The following is a 17,097-nucleotide window of genomic DNA, read 5'->3' as shown; positions in this document are numbered from 1 at the left end:
GACGAAATTGTCTTTCCAGGTGGGCCCCGGTTTTCACGGGCCGTGGCGACCTTCACCCATTAGCGCCGGTAACCGGTGTTTCATGCGCATGAGAACATCAATTTTCCGACCATCGACCCATTGGGTGAAAAGTTCCCCGTTAGCTTCGGTGATCCCTGAGAAATCCTTATCTTCAGGGAAAGGTGCCGACGCGAGAAGAAAGCGGGGACTCACGCGATGACCCAGTCACTGGAGATTCCGGTCCAGGAATTCTCTTTCGCTTGGACCATGAGCGCCGACAAGGGTGGCCGGGTCGGGTTCGCCGCTTCGGGTCAGGTGACGCTTCTCGACAACAAGCGGTTCTACAAGATCGACGGGGTCCTCTACATCTCCGAGGGCAGCGCCTACTGCCGCGACATCGGCAACCCGCATCTGTTCGTCCGCCGCAACGGCGTCGAGGAGAGCGGCAGGCAATGGGGCTGGGAGACCATCTGCAACCGCAAATCCTGCAGCAGGCTGTGCGCGATGGACGCGTACTTCGTCCGCACCGGCTACTGGTCGCCCGCCGATCGGGCCATCCAGCTGAGTATCGGCGCCGAGTCCGGCTGGAACCGCAAGCGGTCCTTCAGCCCGACGATCACCGTGCGCCTCAACGACTAGGTGTACAGCCCGGTCCACTGTTGATCCCCGTCGGCTCGGGTACGGTCGGCCCATGGCCACCTCCTCGATCCGCGTGGACGACGAAGCCGGGATCGCCGTCGTCACCCTGCGGCACGGTAAGGCGAACACCCTCGACACGGAGTTCTGCCAGGAACTGGCGGTCCGGCTCGAAGACGTCCAGCTCGGCGGCTGTCGCGGAGTCGTGCTCACCGGCACCGGTGGCGTCTTCTCGGCAGGCGTCGACCTGCGGCGAGTGCACGACGGTGGCGCGAACTACATCAAGGACTTCCTGCCCGCGCTGTCGGACGCTTTCCTGTCGGTGTTCGGCTTCCCCGGTCCGGTGGTCGCGGCCGTCAACGGTCACGCGATCGCCGGTGGGGCGGTGCTCGCCGCCGCCTGCGACCGCCGCGTCCTCGCCGACGGCCCGAGCCGGATCGGGATCACCGAACTGCTCGTCGGCGTCCCGTTCCCGTTGGCCGCGCTGGAGATCCTGCGCTCCGGGTTCGGCGCCGACATCCTCGCCGAACTCGCGTTCCTCGGCGAAACCCACCCGCCCGAGGACGCGCTCCGGCTCGGGTTGGTGAACGAGGTGACCGCGCCCGAAAACGTCGTCGGGCGGGCGGTGGAGGTGGCCAGGAAACTCGCCGAGATCCCCGCGGCCGCGTACGCGCATACGAAGGCGCAGCTGCATCGGCCGTTCCACGAGCGGATCGCCGAACACCGCACCGGCGACGACGCCCACGTCCTCGAACTGTGGAGTTCCCCCGAAGCGCTCGCGGCCGTCAAGGCCTATGTCGACAGGGTGCTGGGCGAGCAGTCCTGACTTCAGGCTCGACCGGATAGGCGATTGCCCACCGGCGCGGACTCTGTGAGTATCCGACCGCTCAACAGGTCCCGATGGGGAGGGCATGAATGCGGAAGCTCACGGCCGCGTGGTCGGTTCTGGCGATCACGGTCCTCGCACTGGCCGGGCTGACCCCGGCCGCGCAGGCGGCACCCGAAGACATCAAGGACGCGCTCGGCCGGGTCCCCGGCCTGACCGTCTTCTCGGAGAATCCGGCGCCGACCGGATACCGGTTCTTCAAACTCGCCTACACCCAGCCCGTCGACCACCGCAGGCCGTCCGCCGGCACCTTCCAGCAGCGATTCACCTTGCTGCACAAGGAATTCCGCTCGCCGACCGTGGTGTACACGAGCGGGTACAACGTAGGGGAATCACCCAACCGCTCGGAACCGACACAGATCGTCGACGGCAACCAGCTGTCGATGGAGTACCGGTTCTTCACCCCGTCGCGGCCGGACACGCCGGACTGGGGCAAGCAGCTGACGATCTGGCAGGCCGCCGCCGACCAGCACCGCGCGGTCGAGGCGTTCAAGCGGATCTACCCTGGCAAATGGCTCGCGACCGGTGGCAGCAAAGGCGGCATGACGGCGACCTACTTCCGTAGGTTCTTCCCGAACGACGTCGACGCGACGATCCCCTACGTCGCGCCCAACGACGTCATCAACTCGCACGACCGCTACAACCGGTTCCTGGCGAACGTCGGCAACGACCCGGCCTGCCGATCGGCGCTGAAGGCGATCCAGCGCGACGTGCTGACGCGGCGCTCGGAGTTCGCGGCACTCGCCGCCGCCGACGCGGCCAAGAACGGCTATACGTTCTCGATCGTCGGCTCGGCCGACGTGTCGCTGGAGATCTCGGTGATCGACTCGTACTTCGCCTTCTGGCAGTACCAGAAGCAGGCGGACTGCGCGACGGTCCCGAAGGCCGGTGCTCCGGCGGCCGAGGTCTACGCCTGGTTCGAGCGTGTCGAAAGCCTCAACACGTACTCCGACCAGAACCTCGGGAGCTACGTCCCCTACTACTTCCAGGCGGCGTACCAACTCGGTGCTCCGGAGTCCTACGAAAGCTATCTCCGGGACCTGCTGCGCTATCCGGGCCGGAACACCGCCCGGTCGTTCGTGCCGAAGTCCGTCGACATCCCGCGGTTCGACCATCTGGCGATGCCGGACGTCGACTTCTGGGTGAAGACGCAGGGCAAGCGGCTGCTGTTCGTCTACGGCGCGAACGACCCGTGGGGCGCCGAGCCGTTCCAGCTCGGCTTCGGCACGAAGGACTCCTACAGCTACACCGTCGCGGGCGGGAACCACGGCGCCCGGATCACGCAGCTTCCGGCCGCCCAGGCCGCTGAAGCGACGAACACCGTGCGGCGGTGGGCGGGGCTGCCTCCGGTCTCGCCCGGGGTGACCACGCGTTCGGCGCCAGCCGGGTTCCCGGACTTCGACGCGGACCTGACCCTGCTGCACCGCCCGCGCCTCTGACACCCCGCGTTTAGTCCTCTAGTTGCGGTAGTTGCACACGCAAGGATCGCAACTAGAGGACTAAACGCGGCTATTTGATGCCGGCCGCGTCCATGCCGCGCAGCTCCTTCTTCAGGTCCGAGACCTCGTCCCGCAGGCGTGCGGCCAGTTCGAACTGCAGGTCCCGCGCGGCCTGCATCATCTGGTCGGTCATCTGCTGGATGAGGTCGGCCAGCTGGGCACGCGGCATCCCGGAGACGTCCTTGTCGACAAGCATTCCGGAGCTGCGCACCCGGTCACCCTGCTCGGGCTTCTTGCCGCGCGACGCGTTCCGGCCCGAACCGCCGACGGCGACGGTCTCCTCCGAGTCCTCGGCCTCGCTGTAGACGCGGTCCAGGATGTCGGCGATCTTCTTCCGCAGCGGCTGCGGGTCGACGCCACGATCCTTGTTGTAGGCGACCTGCTTCTCGCGGCGGCGATCGGTCTCGTCGATGGCGTGCCGCATCGAGTCGGTGATCTTGTCCGCGTACATGTGCACCTCGCCCGACACGTTTCGCGCCGCGCGGCCGATCGTCTGGATCAGTGAGGTGCCGCTCCGGAGGAAGCCTTCCTTGTCCGCGTCGAGGATCGCGACCAGCGAGACCTCGGGCAGGTCGAGACCCTCACGGAGCAGGTTGATGCCGACCAGCACGTCGTAATCGCCCGCGCGCAGCTGCCGCAGCAGCTCGATCCGGCGCAACGTGTCGACCTCGGAGTGCAGGTACCGCACCCGGATACCCAGCTCGAGCAGGTAGTCGGTGAGGTCCTCGGACATCTTCTTGGTGAGCGTGGTCACCAGGACGCGCTCGTCCTTCTCGGCCCGGTCCCGGATCTCGTGCACCAGGTCGTCGATCTGACCCTCGGTGGGCTTCACGACCACCTTCGGGTCGACCAGGCCGGTGGGCCGGATGACCTGCTCGACGAACTCGCCGCCGGCCTGCCCCATCTCGTACGGCCCCGGCGTCGCCGACAGATATACCGTCTGCCCGATCCGGTCGCTGAACTCCTCCCAGGTCAGCGGCCGGTTGTCGACCGCGCTCGGCAACCGGAAACCGAACTCGACCAGGTTCCGCTTCCGCGACATGTCGCCTTCGTACATGCCGCCGATCTGCGGGACGGTCTGGTGCGACTCGTCGATGACCAGCAGGAAGTCGTCCGGGAAGTAGTCGATCAACGTGGCGGGCGCCGTCCCGGACGCGCGGCCGTCGATATGCCGCGAGTAGTTCTCGATACCGGAGCAGAACCCGACCTGGCGCATCATCTCGATGTCGTACGCGGTGCGCATCCGCAGCCGCTGCGCCTCGAGCAGCTTGCCCTGCTTCTCCAGCTCGGCCAGCCGTTGCTCCAGCTCGGCTTCGATGCCGTGGATGGCCTTCTCCATCCGCTCCGGCCCCGCGACGTAGTGCGTGGCCGGGAAGATGCGGACCTCGTCGACCTCTTTCACGATGTCGCCGGTGAGCGGGTGCAGGTAGTACAGCTTCTCGATCTCGTCGCCGAAGAACTCGACGCGGATCGCCAGCTCCTCGTACGCCGGGATGATCTCGACCGTGTCACCGCGGGCGCGGAAGGTGCCGCGCGCGAAGGCGATGTCGTTGCGGGTGTACTGCACGTCCACCAGCGCGCGGAGGAAGACGTCCCGGTCGAGCTGCTCGCCGACCTTCAGCTTCGAGGACCGGTCCAGGTACGACTGCGGTGTGCCGAGGCCGTAGATGCAAGAGACACTCGCGACCACGATGACGTCGCGCCGGGACAGCAGGTTCATCGTCGCCGAGTGCCGCAGCCGCTCGACGTCGTCGTTGATCGACGAGTCCTTCTCGATGTAGGTGTCCGTCTGCGCGATGTACGCCTCGGGCTGGTAGTAGTCGTAGTAACTGACGAAGTATTCGACCGCGTTGTGCGGGAACAGCTCCCTCAGCTCGTTCGCCAGCTGCGCGGCCAGCGTCTTGTTCGGCGCCATCACCAGCGTCGGCCGCTGGACCCGCTCGATCAGCCAGGCCGTCGTCGCCGACTTACCGGTACCTGTGGCGCCCAGCAGCACGACGTCCCGCTCACCAGAGTTGACCCGGCGTTCGAGTTCGTCGATGGCCGCCGGCTGGTCACCGGCGGGCTTGTAGTCACTGACGACCTCGAACCGGCCGCCGGTCCGGGGGATGTCGGTGACGGGCCGGTGGTCCGACTGGGCGAGTACGGGGTGTTCGGTTGCGAAAGCCACGTCCACCAGAGTAGGCGCAAGGTCCGACAGTTTCTCCGATCGCCTGGTCGGAGAACCCCTAGCAGTCGCAGCAGGAGCATTCGCAGCAGGAACAGTCGGCGCCGGCACAGCCGTCGTGCGCTTTCCCGCTCCACGGGCCCGGGAACGGATCGCGGCAGCAGAACTGGCACGAACAGCACATGTAGGTGGCCACGGCGCAGCCGAAGAAGAAGCCACGAGGCTGGGGCGGCACCCGGAACTTCGGCGTCCAGCAGCCGCCGCCCTGACCGTCGACAGGGCCGTGTCCGCCGTGTTTTCCCTTCTTCGGCGGCTCCTGAGGCGGACCTCCGCCACCGGGCACGCCCTGCGGCGGGACCCCGTAGCCGCCCTGGGGGTACTGCTGGGGCTGGTGGGGATGCTGTTGCGGCTGAGGTCCAGGTCCGATCCACCCCGGCGGTGGCTGCCGGGTCCCGTGCCCGAAGGCGCGCCGCACCGCCTGCCGCAGTTCGTGCACCAGCAGCGCGTGTACCAGCTTGGGCTGATCGAACCTCACCTCGCGAAGGGCGAGTTCGACGCCGAGCACGGCGTCGTCGCACAGCCTTCGTACCTCGGCGAGCCCGGTCCCGGTGGCCGTCAGCGGGTTCCACGCGCCGGCGGCCTCGTCCTCGGCGAGGTCCTCGACGGCGTCGAGCAGATGCGCGGCCCTGCCGAACAGGCGTCCGGCCTCGGCCAACGGGGCGGCGTTGTCCGGGCGGCCCGCCAGCACCGCGGTGTGCGCGAACGCGGCCGACGTCGCCAGCTCGGCGGGTTCGGTGGCCAGAACGGCCGAATCACCGAGACGGACGGCGCGTTCGATCTCGCCCTGCCGGTCGACGGCCTCGGTCAGGACCGTCGTGTCGAATCCGATCCGGGTGCCGGTGAGGCTCCCCTGGTCCGCCCAGCGCGTCGCCACCCGCCTCGCGGCGAGAGCGACGGAGCGCCGCGCGAAGGCACCGTCGCGGTCCTCGACGTGATCGCTGATCTTGGCCGATGCCAGCACCAGGGAGACCGCCGCCGCGAGCTGGGCACCCCCGCCCTTCGCGACCGACGTTCCCTTCATCGCCCGAAGCGGGCAAGGTCCGGCGTCACGCCGTCCCTCCGCGCGCGGCGACTGTGCTTCGACGAGCGCCGAGATGATCAAGCCGTCGTAGTTCGTCACTATTCGGGCGAGATGTCCGTGTTCGTCGCGCAACGTGAGACAGAGGCCGCAGAGATGGGCGAGCCAATCCCCGTGCAGACCTGCGGAAAGCCGGTGCCGGCATGGCCTGATGATCCCGAACATGCGTTGTCTCCCACTCACCCCTATGGCGGAACCAGCGCACCCTATCCGGCCCTGGCGCGCTACTCCGCGGAAACCACGAAACCGTGATCGTCCACCCGGTTGGGCGGTGGCCGCGGGCGCCGGGGCCTTCCAAGATGGGCGCATGACCGCGCTGCACCCACCCAAGGTCGAGTACTTCGACACGGCCGCGAAGACCAACACAGATCCCAAGGGCGTCGTGAGAGACGTCGAGGAGTACCGCGAAGAGTCCTTCGGCCTCTACATGGCGCGGCCGACCCCTGGCCGTGTGCAGTTCCACTACCTTGAGTCCTGGCTGCTACCCGACCTCGGCCTGCGGATCACCGACTTCTGGTTCAACCCCGGCCACGAACGCGATCAGGACTTCTACCTCGACGTCGTCGACATCCGCCGCGAAGACGGCGTGTGGGTCGCCACCGACCTCTACCTCGATCTCGTCCTGCGGGACAAGAAAGCCGTCCAGGTGATCGACATCGACGAACTCCTCGCCGCGGTCACCGCCGGGCTGATCTCCCCCGCCGACGGCGAACGCGCGCTCGGCGTCAGTCACGCGACGGTGGACGGCCTGGCCACCCACGGCCACGACCTGCGCGGCTGGCTGGCCACAAAGGACGTCACGCTCGGCTGGCGACGGCACTGACCGGCCGCCATCCACCGATCGGTCGACCCCCTGGTCGTCCGGACGGCCGACCGGATTCTGACCGGCTGAAGGATTCGCCGCGCGCCGCGTCGCGGGACTCTCGATCACGAGCGAAACAGATCGAGAGGGGGCGGATACCCGTGGTCATCGAGGCCGAGGGACTCCGAGAGCGGTCCGGCGAACGAGATCACGCGGGGGTCGCGCAGTTCGCCAGGACGCCGGTGCTCGCGATCGCCGGGGCGATGGGGGCGGTACTCGCGGCGACGGCCGGTCGCTACGGCTACTTCGGCGACGAACTGTACTTCCTGGCCGCCGGCCGTCATCTGAGCTGGGGTTACGCCGACCAGCCGCCGCTGTTGCCGCTCCTGGCGCGCCTGATGGACGCGTTCGGCGCCGATTCGCCCTTCGTCCTGCGGATCCCGGCGATGCTGGCGATGGCCGCCGGAGTGGTGCTGACCGCGTTGATCGCCAGGGAACTGGGCGGCGGCCGCAAGGCGCAGATGATCGCGGCGGCGACCTTCGCGGTGTCCCTCCAGATGCTCGGTGGCGGGCACTACCTGGCGACCAGCACCCTCGATCCGTTCCTGTGGACGCTGCTGATCTGGCTGCTCGTCCGATGGACACGGACCCGTGCGGACAGCCTCCTGCTCTGGAGCGGAGTGGTGACCGGGTTCGCGCTGAACACGAAGTTCCTCATCGGGGCGTTCTGGGTCGTCGCGCTGGCCGCGGCGGTGATCTTCGGGCCTCGCGACCTCCTCCGCCGTCCGGCGCTCTGGCTCGGCTCGCTGATCGCCGTCGCGATGATCACCCCCACCCTCGTCTGGCAGGCCGCGAACGGGTGGCCGCAACTGACCATGGGCGCGGCGATCTCCCAGGAGGTCGCGGCAGGCTGGGGCGGGCGGGCCACCTTCGTGCCGACGCTGGTGATGAGCGCGGGTGTCCCGGTCGGCATGGTCCTCCTCTGCTACGGGCTCTGGCGGCTGCTGCGGTCCGAACGCCTGCGGCCGTACCGGTTCCTCGGCTGGACCGCGCTCGGCGTGCTCGCCGTGTTCCTGCTCGCGAACGGGCGCTACTACTACGCGGCCGGGATGTTCGCCCCGTTGTTCGCCGCCGCCGCGGTGGAGATCGAAACCGGTCAGGCATCGAAGTACTGGCGCTGGATCGCCACCTGGCCGGTGTACCTCGTGGCCGCGGTGATCGCGATCCCGCAGACCCTTCCGATCCTCCCGCGGTCGGCACTGGCGAGCACCCCGGTCTGGGCGCGGCCGGTCTTCGCCGCCGAGGAGATCGGCTGGCGGGAGATCACGGAATCGGTGGCGCGGGCGTACCGCGCCGTTCCCGATCCGCCCCGCACGGGCGTCATCGCGGCGAAGTACTGGCAGGCCAGTGCGATCGACCACTATGGACCGGAACTGGGGCTTCCTTCGCCGTCGAGCCCGAACCGCGGCTACGTGACGTTGCCGAGGCCGCCGGAATCGGCACGGGACGTCCTGTTCGTCGGGAACGACGCTTCGGTGCTCGTGCCGTACTTCACGCAGGTGCGTGAGGTCGGCGCGCTCGACAACCGGGCCGGGGTCCCGAACGTGAGCCAGGGCATGAAGATCTGGCTGGCCACCGGCCGGAACGGGACCTGGGACACGGTATGGCCGAGACTCACGGACTGGGGCTTCTGAGCCGCACCGAGCTGCGAGAATTCCGGATATGAGCAGCTGGATCCGGTGGCAGGAGTCGCTGTGGCCGTCGCCCGGCGACGGCGATTCGCTGTGGCGGCCGTGGGGTGGCCGGGTCGAGCGGTTCCTGCCGTACGCGCTGCTGGCGCTGAGCACGGTGCTCGTTCTCCTCATCTCCGGCCACGCTCCGGCGGTCACCTTGGGGCTGGCGGGGATCGCTGCCGTCTGGCTGCTGGTCTCGGTCACGCTCGTGCCGCCTCGCTGGGCCGAACACCCGGTCGTCATCGCCGTCTCCTTCATCGGGCTGGTCACGATCGCGGCGGTGTTGGAAGCCCACGACACGGTGTTCCTCGTCTTCATGATCACCGGATTCTTCGAAGCCATGCGGCTACGGCCGGCACCGCTGGCGCTGACCGGGGTCTTCGTCGTTTCCGCGCTGATCAACACGATTCCGAACGGCGGCCCGCTGTCCGCGTTCGCCGATCAGCCCGCGCTGTGGACCGTGGTCACGCTGGTGCAGACGGCCGCCGTCGGCGGGGGCGGGCTCGTCTCGGCGGCGATGGCACGGCAGCACGCGGAACGCAAACGGGTGCTCGACGAACTGGCCGCCGCGCAGGAGGAAAACGCGGGGCTGCAGCGGCAACTGCTGAGTCGGGCGCGGGAAACAGGCGTCCTCGACGAGCGTCAGCGGCTGAGCCAGGAAATCCACGACACGCTCGCTCAGGGCTTCACCGGGATCATCACCCAGCTGGAGGCGGCCGTGGTGGCGAAGGGCGACCCTGCCGAGTGGCGGCGGCACGTCGACACCGCGCAGGCGTTGGCGCGGGAGAACCTGACCGCCGCACGGCGTTCGGTGCGCGCGCTCGGCCCGCAGTCACTGGCCGCCGCGACCCTGCCGGACGCGCTCGACGAGGTCTCCCGGCTGTGGAGCGGGCGGACCGGCGTCGAGGTCCGGTTCACCACCACCGGGACCGCGCGGGCCCTGCATCCCGAGATCGAAGCGACGCTGCTCCGGATCACGCAGGAAGCCCTGACCAACGTCGAGAAGCACGCCGCCGCCACGATCGTGGGGCTCACGTTGTCGTACATGGCCGATCAGGTGACCGTCGACGTCCGGGACAACGGCGGCGGGTTCGACCCTGGCGCTGCTGTTTCCCCAGCTGAAGGCGGGTTCGGCGTCCCCGGGATGCGGGCCCGCGTCGCCCGGTTGGCGGGAACACTGAACCTCGAATCGGAGCCGGGCGGCGGAACCGCCGTGTCGGCCAATCTGCCCGCCATCGCGCTGGAGGCCCGTACATGACGATCACGCTGCTGATCACCGACGACCACCCCATCGTCCGTGACGGGCTGCGCGGCATCTTCACCGCGGACCTTGGGTTCGAGGTGCTCGGAGAGGCGTCCTCCGGTGACGAAGCCGTCGCGCTGACGCGAAAACTCCGTCCCGATGTCGTCCTGATGGACCTGCGGATGCCGGGCTCCGGCGGGGTGGCCGCGATCGCGGAACTCGCGAAACTCGGGCATCCCGCGCGGATTCTCGTGCTGACGACCTACGACACCGACACCGATGTCATCCCGGCGATCGAGGCGGGCGCGACCGGCTATCTGCTCAAGGACGCTCCGCGCGACGAGCTCTTCCGCGCCGTTCGCGCGACGGCGCGCGGGGAGGCGGTGCTCTCCCCCGCCGTCGCGGACGTGATCATGGGCAGAATGCGCGCACCGGCACCCGAACCGCTGAGCCGCCGGGAGCTCGAAGTCCTCACGTTGATCTCCCGCGGTTCGACCAACAAAGAGGCCGCGAAACAGCTGTTCATCAGCGAGGCCACCGTGAAGACACACCTCGTCCACACATACGCCAAGCTCGGGGTGAAGGACCGGGCCGCCGCCGTCGCGACCGCTTTCGAACGAGGACTGCTCAGGAGCTGAGGCCTACGGGGTCCAGCCCGCCGACTCGGCCCACGCGTCGGCGCGGGTGAAGGCGGCGTCGACCCAGACCTGCTTCTCGTCGGTGTACTTCTCGACAGTCCCGTCGCTGGCGTGCTTCGCGGCCATGGCGCTCTTGACCGCCGCGTAGGCGTCGCGCTCGTCCGGGTTCCGCCGCAGCCACTCCGGGAACAGCAGCGCGAGCCGCCAGGCAGGTGTCTCCTGAGCGCGGACGTGCAGGTTGACCGGGCGGCGCGGGTCGCCACCGAAGTGGAACCGCTTCGGCCAGGTGCCGTCTTCGCCGTGCGCGTCGTCGAACCATTCGCCTTCCGCGCGCGGGAACCCGGCGCCGGAGAGTGCGTCGGACAGCTCGTCGGCCTTGCCCAGCGTGGACACCGTCAGCTGGAGATCGAGGATGTCTTTGGCGGGCAGCCCTGGCACGGACGTCGAACCGATGTGATCGACCCGCACGGCGTTGTCTCCCACCACCACGCGGATCCGCGCGAGCGCCCGCTCGGCCTGGGCGGGCCACGTCTGGTCGTACCGGGTGATCTTCGGCGACATCGGCGCACGCGGTTTGCGGAGCCGCACGTTCGCCTCGAACGGGGTCAACCTGTCCGCCCACAACGCGTCGACCTCGGCGAGCACGATGTCGGGCGCTCCGCTGTTGTCGAACCAGACGTCGGCCACCGCCCGGCGCTGATCGGTCGTGGCCTGCGCCTTGTTCCTGGCGCGCGCGTCGGCCTCGGGCATCCCCCGCGCCTCGACCAGACGGCGGACCCTGACCTCTTCCGGCGCGTCGACCACGACGACGAGGTGGTACATCGGCGCGAGGCCGCCTTCGACCAGCAGCGGGATGTCGTGGACGACGATCGCGTCCGGCGCCGCCGCGGCCATCAACTCGGCCGTCCGGGCACCGACCCTCGGGTGGACGATCGAGTTCAGCCGTTCGCGGGATTCCTCCCCGGCGAACGCCTTGGCGGCGAGCGCGGCGCGATCGAGCGAACCGTCGGACGCGAGGATGTCGTCACCGAACGCCTCGACGAGCTCGGCGAGACCGGGAGTCCCCGGTTCGACGACCTCCCTGGCGATCTTGTCGGAGTCGATGAGGACGGCGCCGTGCTCGGAAAGCCGGTTCGCCACCGTCGATTTTCCGGCGCCGATCCCGCCGGTCAGGCCCACACGCAGCATGTCGTTCAGCCTAGGACACGGCCTGGGTGTAGTGACCTGGGGTGACCGCGCAGGGTCACCGAGGTGGCACATCCGGCACAGAAGGGTGTAAAAGGCAAGATCATCGTGACGCGCGACTCAGTCATTTCAAGGGACACGCCGAGCGGTTACGCGGATTTGGGAGCTTGAGTGCGTACCGTGCGCGGCGAAGGTAGCCCACACGGAGGAAAGATGGCCGACGGCAAGCACGTAGGAAGGCACCGGCTCGGTACGCCGGGGCTGGTGCACTGTGTCCTCCACCGTCCCGTGGACGAGGCCCTCGCCGAATATCGGCGCACGTGGCTGAGCGCGCTCCTGATCCCCGCCAAGCACAGCTTCGCCGGACTCCGCCGCAAGGCCCGCGACGCGGCGCTCGAACGCGTCTGGGTACCGGCCGTCCGGCCCGCCACTTCCTGACCCACGCCCCGCCGACACCGCAATTAGTCCTCTACTTGCGGTAGTTGCGCGTGCAAGGACCGCAACCAGAGGACTACTCGCGGAAGAAAGACAGCGGCCCCGGTCCATGAAGGACCGGGGCCGCTGTCTGTCAGCTAGTGGCTGAGCGCCTGGATCACGCGCCGCCCGACAGCTTCTCGCGGAGAGCCGCGAGCTGCTCGTCGCTGGCGAGCGTGCCACCGCTCTTGGCCTCGGCCGGAGCGGAGGTGTAGCTCTGCTCGCCCGAGTCACTGCTGCTGCTACTGCTGCTGCTGGTGACACCGGTCGCGGCGTCGGCGGCGGCTTCGGCGTCGGCCTCGGCTGCCTTGACGACCTGCTTCATGTGAGCCTCGTAGCGGGTGTGAGCCTCGGCGTACTGACGCTCCCACTCCTCACGCTGCTTGTCGAAGCCGTCCTGCCACTCCTGGGTGTCCGGGTCGAAGCCTTCGGGGTAGATGTAGTTGCCCTCGGGGTCGTACTCGGCGGCCATGCCGTACTGAGTGGGGTCGAACTCGGTCTCCGGCGTGACGCCCTCGTTCGCCTGCTTCAGCGACAGCGAGATGCGACGACGCTCGAGGTCGATGTCGATGACCTTGACCATCACGTCGCCGTTGACCTGGACGACCTGCTCCGGGATCTCCACGTGGCGCTCGGCCAGCTCGGAGATGTGCACCAGGCCCTCGATGCCCTCTTCGACGCGCACGAACGCACCGAACGGAACGAGCTTGGTGACCTTGCCCGGCACGATCTGGCCGATCGCGTGGGTGCGGGCGAACTGACGCCACGGGTCTTCCTGGGTCGCCTTCAGCGACAGCGAGACGCGCTCGCGGTCCATGTCGACGTCCAGAACCTCGACCGTGACCTCCTGGCCGACCTCGACGACCTCGGAGGGGTGGTCGATGTGCTTCCAGGACAGCTCGGAGACGTGCACCAGGCCGTCGACGCCACCCAGGTCCACGAAGGCACCGAAGTTGACGATGGACGACACGACGCCCTTGCGGACCTGGCCCTTGGCGAGCGCGTTGAGGAACTCGCTGCGCACCTCGGACTGGGTCTGCTCCAGGTAGGCGCGGCGGGACAGGACCACGTTGTTGCGGTTCTTGTCCAGCTCGATGATCTTCGCCTCGAGCTCGCGGCCCACGTACGGCTGCAGGTCGCGCACACGGCGCATCTCGACCAGCGACGCGGGCAGGAAGCCACGGAGGCCGATGTCCAGGATGAGGCCGCCCTTGACGACCTCGATGACGGTGCCCTTGACGGGCTCGTCCTTCTCCTTGAGCTCCTCGATCGTGCCCCAGGCGCGCTCGTACTGCGCACGCTTCTTGGACAAGATCAGACGGCCTTCCTTGTCCTCCTTCTGGAGAACAAGGGCTTCGACCTCATCGCCGACGGTGACAACCTCAGCCGGGTCGACATCGTGCTTGATGGATAGCTCACGCGAGGGGATGACACCCTCGGTCTTGTAGCCGATGTCGAGCAGGACCTCGTCCCGGTCAACCTTGACGATGGTGCCTTCGACGATGTCGCCATCGTTGAAGTACTTGATCGTCTTGTCGATCGCAGCGAGGAAATCTTCCTCCGACCCGATGTCGTTGATAGCGACCTGCGGGGCCCCAGTGGGGGCGGTCGGGGCGGTGGCGGTGTCGGTCGTCATTAGGCGGGTTGCTCCGGTGGATGGGAAGTAGTGGGTTTGCGGTTAGGGCACCATGGGCTCTTCCGGCATGCGGCGACCACATAAGCAAACGTCCACAGGGAACGACCGCGAGCATCACCGCATCCGGTGCGCGACCCCCTGACCCGGACGCTGAGCGAACCGGGGGAAAGAGCAGCGCGAACCCACTGCGCTAACGGATATCCTACGCGGCCCCCTGTACACGGCACAATCAGGGTCGCCCCCACGATCACGGCGGGCGGATAAACTGGCCCACGAAGCCCTGACCTGGGGAAAGGATATCGGTTTGAGTCATCAGCCCGCCACCGAGCACGCAACGGCGGCCGAACGGCACGCGCAGGCCGAGGAGCGGCTCGGCACCGCGGGGGTCGCCTACCGGGCGGTCTCGGCGCCCGAGGCGACGGCCGCGAACCTGGCGTGGTGGGACGCCGACGCCGACGACTACCAAGCGACCCACGGCGGCTTCCTCGGCGACGCGGACTTCGTCTGGTGCCCGGAGGGCGTCCGCGAGGCCGACGTCGCACTTCTGGGTGAAGTCGGCGGCAAGCGGATCCTGGAGGTCGGCTGCGGGCAGGCGGCCTGCTCGCGCTGGCTCGCCGCGCGAGGCGCCGACGCGGTGGCGACCGATCTGTCCGCGGGCATGCTGAGGCACGCGAGGGAGGGCAACGAGCGGATCGGTCCCGCCGTCCCGCTCGTGCAGGCGACGGCGGAGTCGCTCCCGTTCGCCGACGCGAGCTTCGACGCGGCGTGCTCGGCCTTCGGCGCGGTGCCGTTCGTGGCGTCGGTGGACGTCGTGTTCGCCGAAGTGCGCCGGGTGCTCCGGCCGGGTGCCCGCTGGGTGTTCTCGGTGACCCATCCGATGCGCTGGATCTTCCCCGACGATCCAGGGCCGCAGGGCCTCACCGTCACCCAGCCGTATTTCGATCGCACGCCCTACGTCGAGGTCGATGAGGAGGGCGTCGCGACCTACGTCGAGTATCACCGCACCATCGGCGACTACGTCCGCGCGCTCGCCGACGCCGGCTTCACACTGACGGACCTCATCGAGCCCGCCTGGCCGGAGGGCCACTCCCGCACCTGGGGGCAGTGGAGCCCGTTGCGCGGCAAGCTCTTCCCCGGCACCGCGATCTTCTGCACCCGACGGGGATGACCTCGACGGCGGGACAGCAGCGGGCGCGGTTCGCCGCGCTCGACCCGCTGCTTCCGCCGTCGCCGCCGCTCCCGCCCGGCGAGCCCGTCGAGGCGGGCGGCGCCGCCGGGACGATCGCGCACGTGCGGTTCCCCTCGGGTTCGTGGCAGCGGCTCTGGAGCCCGGCGCACCTCCAGATCCTCTCCGCGGTCCTCCCCCTCGACGCCGGCACGGGGATGAGCGCGCTGCTCTCCTCCTGGCGCGAGCGGATCACGCTCGCCGACACCGAACCCGATTCGTCGTGCACGGTCACCTGGCCGAGCCGCGACGTCGTGGTCGCGCGTGCCCTGCTCGACCACGGGTTCGCGCCACAACTGGCGCTGGCCGTCCGCGCGCCCGCCGAGGGGGCGGCGCACATCGTGCCCGGCGTGACCGTCCGGGAGTCGACGCGCGGTGACCTGGAGGAGATCGTCGACCTCCGCTTCGAAGAACTTCGTTACACCTCGTTCGTCGGCCACGGCGTCGTCCGTCCCGGGGCAAAGGCGCTGCTCGCCGAAGAGGTCCGCCGCGGGCTGCAGTTCGGCGGCCGCGTCTGGATCGCCGAAGAAGAAGGCGTGACGATGGGGATGGTGACCGGCGGAAAACGCTCGCCGATCCCCGGTGACGCGCTCGCCGGACGGCTGCCGCCCGGCGAGTGGGGCTACGTCGGCACGCTCGCCGTCACCGCCGCCGCGCGGGGACGCGGGATCGGGCGCGCGCTGACCGCCGTCGCGCACGACGGACTGTTCTCGCCGTCGTTGCGCGGTACCTTCCTCTCGTACAATCCGACCAATCCGCTTTCCCCGGTTTTCTGGCACCGGCAGGGTTACCGTCCGCTGTGGACGACTTGGGCGGTGAGCCCGGCCACGGCCCTGCGGTAGCGGTGATCGGCGCGGTCGACCCTGGGGGCGGGATGGATATCGAGAAGACGTTGTTCGACGCGCACCGGACGCGGTTCGCGGCGATCGACCGGCTGCTGCCCGAAGCCGCCCCGCCGCCGGTGGCGGGCGAACGCGTGGACGCCGCCACCTCCGCCGGGATCCAGGTCACCGGAGTGGTGCAGCGCCAGCTGCACGGCCCGGACGACGTCCCGCTGCTCTGGTCCGCCGCCGACGTCCGCCAGTTGTTCCCGTTCATCGGGAACACCGGCACCGAGGGCATGGACATGCTGCTGCGCGCGTGGCGGACGTGGATGGACGCCGAATCCCCCGGCGAGGATTCGTCCTGCGTGGTCAATTGGCCGAGCCGGGACGCCGAGGCGATCCGTGCCTTCCTCGACCACGGCCTGGTGCCGATGTCGGCGCTCGCCGTGCGCACCGGCAGCCATCGCGAGGAACCCGCCGACGACGGCGTGGCCGTCCGCCGGGCACGGCCGGACGACTTCGAGGACGTGCTCGCGATGGCCGTGTCGACGCACGACTACATCGGCCAGGTCGCCACCCGGCACCGCTCCAACGCCGGCGCCCTGCTCGCCCCCGGCCTGGAACTCGCCCTCGACAAGGACGTCCCGTTGCTGTGGCTGGCGGAGCGGCGCGGCGAGATCGCGGCGTTCGCGCACGCCGCCTGGATCGCGTCGACGCCGGGGTCCGCCGAGGCCGAACTCCTCCCCCACGGCCGCTGGGGTTACGTCAACAACGTCGTCACCGTGCCCGGCCAGCGCGGAAGCGGCCTCGGGCGCACACTGATGTCCGTGGTGCACAAGGAGTTCGACGCCGACGGCGCGGACGGCACGTATCTCTACTACAACCCGACCAACCCGCTCTCTTCGGTGTTCTGGCACCGGCAGGGTTATCGTCCACTGTGGACGTCCTGGGAGGTCCATCCGGCTTCGGCCCTGCGCTAGCCGAACTGTGCTAGCCAAAGGAAGGCGCTGA

15 protein-coding genes are annotated in these 17,097 nt (G+C 68.9%); 11 read left to right on the top strand and 4 right to left on the bottom strand.

Annotation, left to right across the window (positions count from 1 at the left end):
• Positions 1 to 216: 216 nt before the first annotated feature.
• The 3 genes from ACM6LR_RS26585 to ACM6LR_RS26575 all read left to right on the top strand — a co-directional run bounded on the left by ACM6LR_RS26585 (position 217) and on the right by ACM6LR_RS26575 (position 2,961).
• Positions 217 to 639 (top strand): hypothetical protein, encoded by a 423-nt coding sequence (locus ACM6LR_RS26585; RefSeq protein WP_414938521.1) that lies wholly within the window; start codon positions 217 to 219, stop codon positions 637 to 639.
• Positions 640 to 691: 52 nt separating this feature from the next.
• Positions 692 to 1,462 (top strand): enoyl-CoA hydratase/isomerase family protein, encoded by a 771-nt coding sequence (locus ACM6LR_RS26580; protein ID WP_414944733.1) that lies wholly within the window; start codon positions 692 to 694, stop codon positions 1,460 to 1,462.
• 89 nt (positions 1,463 to 1,551) lie between these two features.
• The gene (locus ACM6LR_RS26575; RefSeq protein WP_414944732.1) at positions 1,552 to 2,961 is read left to right on the top strand and encodes a S28 family serine protease; all 1,410 of its coding nucleotides are present in this window, start codon (positions 1,552 to 1,554) and stop codon (positions 2,959 to 2,961) included.
• 70 nt (positions 2,962 to 3,031) lie between these two features.
• On the opposite strand, the gene uvrB is transcribed toward ACM6LR_RS26575, so the two are convergent.
• Positions 3,032 to 5,191, bottom strand: a complete 2,160-nt coding sequence (gene uvrB, locus ACM6LR_RS26570; RefSeq protein WP_414944731.1) for an excinuclease ABC subunit UvrB — start codon at positions 5,189 to 5,191, stop codon at positions 3,032 to 3,034.
• A gap of 58 nt (positions 5,192 to 5,249) precedes the next feature.
• Entirely contained in the window at positions 5,250 to 6,491 is a 1,242-nt protein-coding gene (locus ACM6LR_RS26565) for a DUF5685 family protein (RefSeq protein ID WP_414944730.1), read from the bottom strand.
• Between the two features lie 142 nt (positions 6,492 to 6,633).
• Between ACM6LR_RS26565 and ACM6LR_RS26560 the strand changes: the two genes are divergently transcribed.
• The 4 genes from ACM6LR_RS26560 (at position 6,634) to ACM6LR_RS26545 (ending at position 10,742) form a co-directional block, all read left to right on the top strand.
• Positions 6,634 to 7,149 (top strand): DUF402 domain-containing protein, encoded by a 516-nt coding sequence (locus tag ACM6LR_RS26560; protein ID WP_414938515.1) that lies wholly within the window; start codon positions 6,634 to 6,636, stop codon positions 7,147 to 7,149.
• A gap of 140 nt (positions 7,150 to 7,289) precedes the next feature.
• Positions 7,290 to 8,822, top strand: a complete 1,533-nt coding sequence (locus ACM6LR_RS26555; protein WP_414938514.1) for a glycosyltransferase family 39 protein — start codon at positions 7,290 to 7,292, stop codon at positions 8,820 to 8,822.
• 28 nt (positions 8,823 to 8,850) lie between these two features.
• Positions 8,851 to 10,119 (top strand): sensor histidine kinase, encoded by a 1,269-nt coding sequence (locus ACM6LR_RS26550; RefSeq protein ID WP_414944729.1) that lies wholly within the window; start codon positions 8,851 to 8,853, stop codon positions 10,117 to 10,119.
• Positions 10,116 to 10,742, top strand: coding sequence for a response regulator (locus ACM6LR_RS26545; protein WP_414938512.1), 627 nt, complete (start codon positions 10,116 to 10,118; stop codon positions 10,740 to 10,742). The genes ACM6LR_RS26550 and ACM6LR_RS26545 overlap by 4 nt, the downstream gene beginning before the upstream one ends.
• A gap of 3 nt (positions 10,743 to 10,745) precedes the next feature.
• Here ACM6LR_RS26545 and coaE read toward each other — a convergent pair whose 3' ends face one another.
• Positions 10,746 to 11,930: a dephospho-CoA kinase gene (gene coaE / locus ACM6LR_RS26540; RefSeq protein ID WP_414944728.1), complete on the bottom strand. Its 1,185-nt coding sequence runs from the start codon at positions 11,928 to 11,930 to the stop codon at positions 10,746 to 10,748.
• A gap of 210 nt (positions 11,931 to 12,140) precedes the next feature.
• Here coaE and ACM6LR_RS26535 point away from each other — a divergent pair, with 210 nt between their 5' ends.
• Complete coding sequence (locus ACM6LR_RS26535) at positions 12,141 to 12,365, top strand: hypothetical protein (RefSeq protein ID WP_414938510.1); 225 nt, start codon at positions 12,141 to 12,143, stop codon at positions 12,363 to 12,365.
• Between the two features lie 154 nt (positions 12,366 to 12,519).
• Here the strand turns inward: ACM6LR_RS26535 and rpsA are convergent, their stop codons facing one another.
• Entirely contained in the window at positions 12,520 to 14,037 is a 1,518-nt protein-coding gene (rpsA, locus tag ACM6LR_RS26530) for a 30S ribosomal protein S1 (protein ID WP_414938509.1), read from the bottom strand.
• A gap of 304 nt (positions 14,038 to 14,341) precedes the next feature.
• Between rpsA and ACM6LR_RS26525 the strand changes: the two genes are divergently transcribed.
• From ACM6LR_RS26525 to ACM6LR_RS26515, 3 genes are read left to right on the top strand one after another with little or no spacing between them, the layout of a single operon-like run.
• Complete coding sequence (locus ACM6LR_RS26525) at positions 14,342 to 15,205, top strand: class I SAM-dependent methyltransferase (RefSeq protein WP_414938508.1); 864 nt, start codon at positions 14,342 to 14,344, stop codon at positions 15,203 to 15,205.
• Positions 15,202 to 16,104, top strand: coding sequence for a GNAT family N-acetyltransferase (locus ACM6LR_RS26520; RefSeq protein WP_414944727.1), 903 nt, complete (start codon positions 15,202 to 15,204; stop codon positions 16,102 to 16,104). The genes ACM6LR_RS26525 and ACM6LR_RS26520 overlap by 4 nt, the downstream gene beginning before the upstream one ends.
• Positions 16,105 to 16,136: 32 nt before the next feature.
• Entirely contained in the window at positions 16,137 to 17,066 is a 930-nt protein-coding gene (locus ACM6LR_RS26515) for a GNAT family N-acetyltransferase (RefSeq protein WP_414944748.1), read from the top strand.
• The last annotated feature ends 31 nt before the right edge of the window (positions 17,067 to 17,097 follow it).

The sequence above is a fragment of the Amycolatopsis sp. cmx-11-32 genome (genome assembly GCF_047608695.1).
Taxonomy (GTDB): domain Bacteria; phylum Actinomycetota; class Actinomycetes; order Mycobacteriales; family Pseudonocardiaceae; genus Amycolatopsis.
This window is presented reverse-complemented; position numbering and strand designations above follow the sequence as displayed.

What these genes read in the sequence shown, in the direction of transcription:
- ACM6LR_RS26585 (WP_414938521.1), top strand. Translation starts at nt 217, where the DNA reads ATGACCCAGTCACTGGAGATTCCGGTCCAGGAATTCTCTTTCGCTTGG.
- ACM6LR_RS26580 (WP_414944733.1), top strand. Translation starts at nt 692, where the DNA reads ATGGCCACCTCCTCGATCCGCGTGGACGACGAAGCCGGGATCGCCGTC.
- ACM6LR_RS26575 (WP_414944732.1), top strand. Translation starts at nt 1,552, where the DNA reads ATGCGGAAGCTCACGGCCGCGTGGTCGGTTCTGGCGATCACGGTCCTC.
- ACM6LR_RS26565 (WP_414944730.1), bottom strand. Translation starts at nt 6,491, where the DNA reads ATGTTCGGGATCATCAGGCCATGCCGGCACCGGCTTTCCGCAGGTCTG.
- ACM6LR_RS26560 (WP_414938515.1), top strand. Translation starts at nt 6,634, where the DNA reads ATGACCGCGCTGCACCCACCCAAGGTCGAGTACTTCGACACGGCCGCG.
- ACM6LR_RS26550 (WP_414944729.1), top strand. Translation starts at nt 8,851, where the DNA reads ATGAGCAGCTGGATCCGGTGGCAGGAGTCGCTGTGGCCGTCGCCCGGC.
- ACM6LR_RS26545 (WP_414938512.1), top strand. Translation starts at nt 10,116, where the DNA reads ATGACGATCACGCTGCTGATCACCGACGACCACCCCATCGTCCGTGAC.
- coaE (WP_414944728.1), bottom strand. Translation starts at nt 11,930, where the DNA reads ATGCTGCGTGTGGGCCTGACCGGCGGGATCGGCGCCGGAAAATCGACG.
- ACM6LR_RS26535 (WP_414938510.1), top strand. Translation starts at nt 12,141, where the DNA reads ATGGCCGACGGCAAGCACGTAGGAAGGCACCGGCTCGGTACGCCGGGG.
- rpsA (WP_414938509.1), bottom strand. Translation starts at nt 14,037, where the DNA reads ATGACGACCGACACCGCCACCGCCCCGACCGCCCCCACTGGGGCCCCG.
- ACM6LR_RS26520 (WP_414944727.1), top strand. Translation starts at nt 15,202, where the DNA reads ATGACCTCGACGGCGGGACAGCAGCGGGCGCGGTTCGCCGCGCTCGAC.
- ACM6LR_RS26515 (WP_414944748.1), top strand. Translation starts at nt 16,137, where the DNA reads ATGGATATCGAGAAGACGTTGTTCGACGCGCACCGGACGCGGTTCGCG.